This window comes from Inquilinus sp., assembly GCF_039594555.1.
Classification (GTDB): domain Bacteria; phylum Pseudomonadota; class Alphaproteobacteria; order DSM-16000; family Inquilinaceae; genus Inquilinus.
Map to the genome: position 1 here is coordinate 1 of NZ_JBCNNF010000337.1, position 7,582 is coordinate 7,582.

Consider the following 7,582-nt stretch of genomic DNA (forward strand, 5'->3'; position numbering starts at 1 on the left):
CGACGGCAATGCCGAGAACGGCGACACCGCCTTCACCTTCGGCACCGGCGCCTTCACCGGCACGGCGGGCGAGCTGCGGGTGGTGACGGCGGGGTCGATCCAGGTGGTCTATGTCGACGCCAATGGCGACAAGGCGCCGGATTTCGCCATCAACGTCACCGCCGACCATGCGCTGACAGCCGCCGACTTCGTGCTGTAGCGGTCGGAGGAGGGAGGCTCGGGCGCGGGCCTCCCCGGCAGATTCCCGTGGTCGATCGCCGTCAGTCCCGGCACGATGCGGCGGCGACTCCGCGGCGGCCGAAGCCGTCGCGGAGTCCTTCGACGAACGGGACGGTGAGATGAAGGTCTTCTGGAACGACATCCAGCGCAGCCACGCGCCGCAATTCTTCCTGCAGCGCGGCCAGCTGCGCCGCAACTTCGAGGTGCCGGCCCGGGCCGAGGCGCTGCTGGCCGCGGTGCGCGACATGCGGCTTGAGGTGGTCGAGCCGCCGCCCGCCGACCGCGCCGCGCTTCAGTCGGTCCATACGCCCGACTATCTCGACTTCCTGGAGCAGGCCTGGGCGGAGTGGTCGGCGCTGCCCGACCACGGCCCGGAGCTGGTGGCGAACATCCATCCGAGCCCGGAGATGCTGGCCCAGGGCGCCAGGCCGTCCGGCACCATCGTCGGCAGGCTCGGCTGGTACACGGCCGACACCTCCTGCCCGATCGGGCCGCAGACCTGGGCCGCTTCCGTCGCCGCCGCGTCCTGCGCCGTCGCCGCGGCCGATGAGGCAGCGTCCGGCCGCGCCGCCTATGCGCTGGCCCGCCCGCCGGGGCACCACACCTATGCCGCCCGGGCCGGCGGCCACTGCTACCTGAACAATGCGGCGGTGGCGGCGCAGCGGCTGCGCGACCGCGGCGCCGCGCGCGTGGCGGTGATCGACATCGACGCCCATCACGGCAACGGCACCCAGGGCATCTTCTGGGACCGGCCGGATGTCTTCGTCGCCTCCGTCCACGGCGATCCGAACCGCTATTACCCCTGGTATGTCGGCCATCAAGGCGAGACCGGCGGCGGGGCGGGGGAGGGCGCCAACCTCAACCTGCCGCTCGCCCTCGGCACCGGCGACGAGGGCTGGCTCGCGGCGGTCGACCAGGCGGTGGCGGCCGTCGGCCGGGCCGGGGTCGACGCCGTGGTGGTCAGCCTCGGCTTCGACGCCTCGAAGGACGAGCCGCTGGCGGCGCTGCAGGTGACCGAGGACGGCTTCGCCCGGGCCGGCGCGGCGATCCGCGGCCTCGGCAAGCCGGCCGCGATCATCCAGGAGGGCGGCTACGCCGTGGACAAGCTGGGTGGGCTGCTGGCGCGCTTCTTCGACGGCTTCTCCGGCTGATGGCGGCGGGGCATCTCTCGCCGGAGGACGCCGAGCGGCTGGTCCGTGCCCATTACGGCATCGCGGGGCGCGCCGAGGCGCTGAGCAGCGAGCGCGACCAGAATTTCCGGATCGAGGATTCGGCCGGACGGCGCGTGCTGCTGAAGGTCTCCGACCCCGCCGAGGAGCGGCAGGTGACGCATCTGCAGACCGCGATCCTGCAGCATCTGGGGCGGGTGGACCCGGATCTGCCGGTGCCGCGGATCCTGCCGGCGCGGGACGGCGTAGCGGAGATCGAGCTGGAGCGCGACGGCACCCGGCGCGTGGCGCGGCTGCTGTCCTTCCTCGACGGGGCGCCGCTGGCATCGGTCGCCGCGCGCTCACCGCTGCAGCGCCGGCGGATCGGCAACCTGGTCGGCCGCATCGCCGCGGCGCTGGCCGAGTTCCGCCACCCGGCCGAGGCGCATGAGCTGATCTGGGACATGGCCGGGGCGGGCCGGCTGCGCGACCTGCTGGGCGACATCGAGGATCCGGAGCGGCGGGCGCTCGCCAGGGCCTATCTCGACCGCTTCGACGGGGTGGTGGCGCCAGCCCTGGCTGGGCTGCGCCGGCAGATGGTCCATGCCGACGCCAACCCGAGCAACATCCTGGTCGATCCCGCCGATCCCGACACGGTCACCGGGCTGATCGATTTCGGCGATGCGGTGCGCACCGTGCTGGCCACCGACGTCGCCGTTGCCGCGGCCTATCACTTGGCGGACGACGACGACCCGCTGGGCCCGGCCGGCGACTTGATCGCCGGCTACCATGCCGCAATGCCGCTGCGGCCGGAGGAGATCGGCCTGCTCGCCGACCTGATGGCGACCCGGCTGATGATGATCGTGGTCGTCGGTGCCTGGCGCGCCCGCCGCCATCCGGAGAACCGGGCCTATATCCTGCGCAACAACCAGACCGCCTGGGCGCGGCTGCACCGCCTTGCCGGCCTCGACCGCCAGGCCGCCGCCGACCGCCTGCACCGGATCTGCCGGGAGAACTCCCATGGTTGACGACCGTACCGCCGCCCTGCGCGCCCGCCGCGACCGGCTGCTCGGGCCGGCCTACCGCCTGTTCTACGACGAGCCGCTGCATGTCGTGCGCGGCGAGGGCGTGTGGCTGCAGGACGCGGACGGCGAACGTTATCTCGACGCCTACAACAACGTCGCCTCGGTCGGGCATTGCCATCCGCATGTCGTCGCCGCCCTGGCGCGGCAGGCGGCGGTGCTGAACACCCACACCCGCTATCTCTCCGAGGGGGTGCTCGACTATGCCGAGCGGCTGCTGGCGACCTTCCCGCCGGAGATCGGCCATGTGATGTTCACCTGCACCGGCAGCGAGGCGAACGACCTGGCCCTGCGGGTGGCGCGCGCCGTCACCGGCGGCACTGGCGTGATCGTCACCGACTGGGCCTATCACGGCGTCACCGTGGCGCTGGCCGAGATGTCGCCCTCCCTCGGCAGCGCGGTGCGGATCGGCGACCATGTCCGGCTGGTCGCGGCGCCGGACGCCTATCGCGGCGACGGCGATGTCAGCGCGGCCTTCGCCGCCCGGGTGACCGCGGCGATCGAGGACATGCGGCAGGCCGGCATCGTGCCGGCGGCGCTGCTGGTCGACACCATCTTCTCCAGCGACGGCGTCTTCGCCGACCCGCCGGGCTTCCTGGCCCCGGCCGCGGCGGCGATGCGGGCGGCGGGCGGCCTGGTGATCGCCGACGAGGTGCAGCCCGGTTTCGGCCGCACCGGCGGCATGTGGGGCTTCGCCCGGCACGGCGTCGTCCCCGACATGGTCACCATGGGCAAGCCGATGGGCGACGGCCACCCGATCGCCGGCATGGCGGCGCGGCCGGAGGTGCTGGCCGAGTTCGGCCGCCGCACCCGCTACTTCAACACCTTCGGCGGCAACCCGGTCTCGGCCGCGGTCGGCATGGCGGTGCTCGACGTGATCGAAGGCGAGGGCCTGGTCGCCAACGCCCGCGACACCGGCGCCTTCCTCGCCGAGGCCTTGCGGGCGCTGGCCAATCGGCATTCCGCCATCGGCGACATCCGCGGCGCCGGGCTGTTCCTCGGGGTCGAGCTGGTGCGCGACCGGGCGACACGCGAGCCGGACGGCGCGCTGGCCGCCCGCGTGGTCAACGGGCTGCGCCGCCGGCGGGTGCTGGTCAGCAGCTGCGGCCGCAACGGCAACGTCCTGAAGCTGCGCCCGCCGCTGGTCTTCGCCCGCGAGCACGCCGAGATCCTGGTCGACGCGCTGGACCGCACGCTGGCCGATCCGGACGGGGTGTCGTAGCCCTCGGAGGCTGCTGAAGAGAGTCGGGAGAGATTGCCTCTCCCGCTTGCAAGATCCTTTCAGAATTCCCCACACCGTCATTGCGAGCGTAGCGAAGCAATCCATGGTGCCGCTCGTACGGAACGATGGATTGCTTCGTCGGCTTCGCCTCCTCGCAATGACGGTGAGGAACGGGCCCTGCCGTTCCTCGGCAAGGCCTGCTCCTACGTCGTCCCGCGCTCGACCAGCTCGGGCTCGATCACGATCGAATGCTGCAGGCTGCGGCCCTCGATCCGGTCGATCAGCATGCGCATGGCGGCGTCGCCCAGGTCCTGCTTGGCGACATGGATGGTCGACAAGGGCGGGTTGACCAGCCGGGCGGCCAGGATGTCGTCGCAGCCCAGCACCGCGATGTCGCCCGGCACCGCCAGCCCGGCGTCGCGGAGCACCGACAGGGTGCCGATCGCGATTAGGTCATTGTAGCAGATCACCGCGTCGATCTGTGCCCCCTTGCCGAACAGCCGCAGGGCGGCGGCGATGCCGCCCTCCAGGTCCGGCGTCGCTGCCTCCTCCGCCACCAGTTCCAGCCCGTGCTCGGCCAGGGCGTCGAGGATGCCGGCGCGGCGCATCCGGCCGCTGTAGGAGGTCGGCGGGCCGCCGATATAGGCGATGCGCCGCCGGCCGCGCGCGATCAGCCGCCGCGTCGCCTCCGCCAGCCCGGTGCGGAAGTCGATCTCGATCGTGCCCGCCACCCGGCGCGGCATCGGCCGGTTGATCAGCACCGCGGCGCGGTGCTGCTCGATCGCCTGCTGCAGCCGCCTGTCCTCAAGGCGGGCGCTGCAGACGATGACGCCGTCGACCCGGCGGTCCAGCAGCGTCGCCAGCACCTCGGCCTCGCGCTCCGGGTCCTCCACCACGTTACAGGTCAGCAGGGTGAAGCCACGGGCACGGGCCGCCAGCTCGGCACCCTTGATCACCTCCGGGAAGAACGGGTTGCCGATGTCCGGCACCACGATGCCGATGGTGTAGGACCGGTCGCCCTTCAGCCCCTTGGCGAAGGTGTTCGGCCGGTACGCCAGGCTGGCGGCGGCCGCCAGCACCCGGGCCCGCGTCTCCTCGCTGGCGCCGCCGCGGCCGTTCATCACCCGCGACGCCGTCATGGTCGACACGCCGGCCGCCGCCGCCACATCCGCCAAGGTGGCGCCGCGGGGCAGGGGCTTCAGGCTGCGGGAGGTGTTATCGCTAACTGTCACTCTCGCTTATCTCTGGCGAGGAGAAGGATCCATTCGATTCCAATACGTAGAATTTCCTTGGTCGGCAAGCGCCATTGACGGACGTTAACGTTAACGATATTGAGTCGGACATAAGGTCGAAGACCAACTCAGAGGGAGGACTCAGGATGGGCGCCGGAACGCGCGCGCTGTGGGGCGCGGCCTTGATCTCGATGCTGCTGTTCGCCGGGGCGGCGACGGCCGCCGACTATCACGAGGCGCCGGCCCTGGCCGCCGAGGTGTCGGCCGGCAAGCTGCCGCCGGTGGCGCAGCGGCTGCCGGAGCATCCGCTGGTGGTGAAGCCGCTGGAGAAGGTCGGCAAATACGGCGGCACCTGGCGGCAGGCGGTGGTCGGCGGCGGCGACAGCCTGATGGACCGCACCATCGGCTACACCCGCCTGGTGCGGTGGAACCCGGAATGGACCGACGTGGTGCCCGACGCCGCCGAATCCGTCGACGTCAACGACGACGCCACCGTCTTCACCTTCCATCTGCGCAAGGGGATGAAGTGGTCGGACGGCCAGCCCTTCACCGCCGACGACATCATGTTCTGGTATCAGGACGTGCTGATGAACCAGGAGCTGACGCCGTCGGTGCCGCGCTGGCTGCGGGCCGGCGGCAAGCCGGTGACGGCGGAGAAGGTCGATGCAGAGACCGTCCGCTTCACCTTCGCGGCGCCGAACGGCCTGTTCCTGCCGGCGATGGCGACGCAACTCGGCTCCGAGATCCTGGCCGCATCGCCGGCCCACTACCTCAAGCAGTTCCACAAGAAGTACAACCCGGACGGCATCGACGCGCTGGTCAAGGCGGCCGGCGTGCCGAACTGGACGACGCTGTTCCAGAACCGGACCGTCTACCAGAACGGCAGCCGCTGGCGCGATGTCGGCCGGCCGGTGCTCGACCCCTGGGTGCTGACCGTCGGCTACAGCGGCACCAGCCAGGTGGTGGCCGAGCGCAACCCGTATTTCTTCAAGGTCGATCCGGAGGGCAACCAGCTGCCCTATATCGACCGGGTCACCTATGACGTGGTCGGCGACAGCCAGGGGCTGCTGCTGAAGGCGATCAACGGCGACCTCGACATGCAGGCCTACGGCCTCGACGGCATCGAGAACCAGGCGGTGCTGGCGCAGCACCGGGAGCAGGGCAACTACCGCCTGGTCCGCGCCCGTCCGGCCTATTCCAACTCGATGCTGATCTGCCTGAACCAGACGGTGAAGGACCCGAACCTGCAGAAGGTGTTCCAGAACCGCGACTTCCGCATCGCCCTGTCCTACGCCATCAACCGCGATGAGCTGAACGAACTGATCTATGCCGGGCTGTCGCGGCCCTACCAAGCGGCGCCGCGGCCGGATATGGCGCTGTATGACGAGACCATGGCGACGCAGTACACCGCGTACGACCCGGCCAAGGCCAACCAGCTGCTCGACGCCGCCGGCTTCGACAAGAAGGACGGCGACGGCTTCCGCCTCGGCCCCGACGGCAAGCGCATCTCCTTCGCCATCGACGCCCTGGCCTCACGCAAGTATCACGTCGACGCGCTGGAGCTGGTCCGCAAATACTGGCGCGATGTCGGCATCGACATGCAGGTGAAGGCAATCGAATCCTCCTTCGCCTTCGCTCGCCAGCTGGCCAACGACCAGCAGGGCCTGGTCTGGCTGGGCGGCGGCGGCTACGACTTCCTCGGGCTGCTCGACCCGAAATGGTACTTCCCCTACGAGAACCAGTCGGCCTTCGCCTCGGCCTGGGGCATCTGGTACCAGAGCCCGAAGGACCCGAACGCGATCGAGCCGACCGGTCCGGCGCGCGAGCAGCAGGAGCTGTATGAGCAGCTGAAGGCGCAGCCGACCACGGCCCGCCAGATCGAGGTGATGAAGAAGCTGCTCGCCATCACCCGCGACCAGTTCTGGGTGATCGGCACGGTGATGGCGCCGGACAACTACGGCGTCGTGAAGACCAACATGAAGAACGTGCCCGAGGAGATGCCGGACACCGTCTTCTACATGACGCCGGGGCCGACCAACCCGGAAACCTACTTCTACGAATAGCCGGCCCTCCGCCCCGCAACGACACCGAGGCCGCGATGCTTCGCTTCCTGCTGCGCCGCCTGATCTACATGGCCGTGACGCTGGCCGCGGTCTCGGTGGTCGTGTTCATCGTCATCCAGCTGCCGCCGGGCGACTTCCTGACCAGCTACGTCGCCCGCTATTCCGAGCAGGGCGGGTCGGTCGACACGGCGATGCTGGAGTCGATGCGGGCTCAGTACGGCCTCGGCCAGCCCTGGTACGTGCAGTACTGGCGCTGGATCTCCAACATCGTCTTCGCGGGCGATTTCGGCCAGTCCTTCGACTGGAACCGGCCGGTCGCCTCGCTGCTGTGGGACCGCATGGGCATGACGCTGCTGCTGTCCTTCATCACCCTGCTGGTCACCTGGGCGGTGTCGCTGCCGATCGGCATCTACAGCGCGGTGCGGCGCTATTCGTCGCTCGATTATGTCGTCACCTTCCTCAGCTTCCTCGGCCTCGCCATCCCCAGCTTCCTCCTGGCCCTGGTGCTGATGTTCGTGCTGTCGCGCAGCTTCGGCGCCGATGTCGGCGGCTTCTTCTCGGCCGAATACATCAATGCGCCGTGGAGCTGGGGCAAGGTCGCCGACCTGGCGGGGCA

Annotated in this window: 7 protein-coding genes; 6 read left to right on the forward strand and 1 reads right to left on the reverse strand. The window is 70.3% G+C overall.

Going from position 1 to position 7,582, the window contains the following annotated elements:
* The 4 genes from ABDW35_RS27485 to ABDW35_RS27500 all read left to right on the forward strand — a co-directional run.
* Nucleotides 1-199, forward strand: a 199-nt coding sequence (locus tag ABDW35_RS27485; RefSeq protein WP_343717043.1) for a hypothetical protein, incomplete at its 5' end; no start/stop codon positions are given.
* A 139-nt stretch (nucleotides 200-338) separates the two neighbouring features.
* Complete coding sequence (locus ABDW35_RS27490) at nucleotides 339-1,370, forward strand: histone deacetylase family protein (protein WP_343717044.1); 1,032 nt, start codon at nucleotides 339-341, stop codon at nucleotides 1,368-1,370.
* Nucleotides 1,370-2,395, forward strand: a complete 1,026-nt coding sequence (locus ABDW35_RS27495; protein ID WP_343717045.1) for a phosphotransferase — start codon at nucleotides 1,370-1,372, stop codon at nucleotides 2,393-2,395. Before ABDW35_RS27490 ends, ABDW35_RS27495 begins: the two co-directional genes overlap by 1 nt.
* On the forward strand, nucleotides 2,388-3,671 hold the full coding sequence (locus tag ABDW35_RS27500; RefSeq protein ID WP_343717046.1) for an aspartate aminotransferase family protein: 1,284 nt from the start codon (nucleotides 2,388-2,390) through the stop codon (nucleotides 3,669-3,671). The genes ABDW35_RS27495 and ABDW35_RS27500 overlap by 8 nt, the downstream gene beginning before the upstream one ends.
* A 203-nt stretch (nucleotides 3,672-3,874) precedes the next feature.
* On the opposite strand, the gene ABDW35_RS27505 is transcribed toward ABDW35_RS27500, so the two are convergent.
* Nucleotides 3,875-4,903 (reverse strand): LacI family DNA-binding transcriptional regulator, encoded by a 1,029-nt coding sequence (locus ABDW35_RS27505; RefSeq protein ID WP_343717047.1) that lies wholly within the window; start codon nucleotides 4,901-4,903, stop codon nucleotides 3,875-3,877.
* A gap of 146 nt (nucleotides 4,904-5,049) precedes the next feature.
* Here ABDW35_RS27505 and ABDW35_RS27510 point away from each other — a divergent pair, with 146 nt between their 5' ends.
* A complete protein-coding gene (locus ABDW35_RS27510) occupies nucleotides 5,050-6,966 on the forward strand; it encodes an ABC transporter substrate-binding protein (protein WP_343717048.1) in 1,917 nt (638 codons plus the stop codon).
* 35 nt (nucleotides 6,967-7,001) lie between these two features.
* Nucleotides 7,002-7,582, forward strand: a 581-nt coding sequence (locus ABDW35_RS27515) for an ABC transporter permease (RefSeq protein WP_343717049.1), incomplete at its 3' end; no start/stop codon positions are given.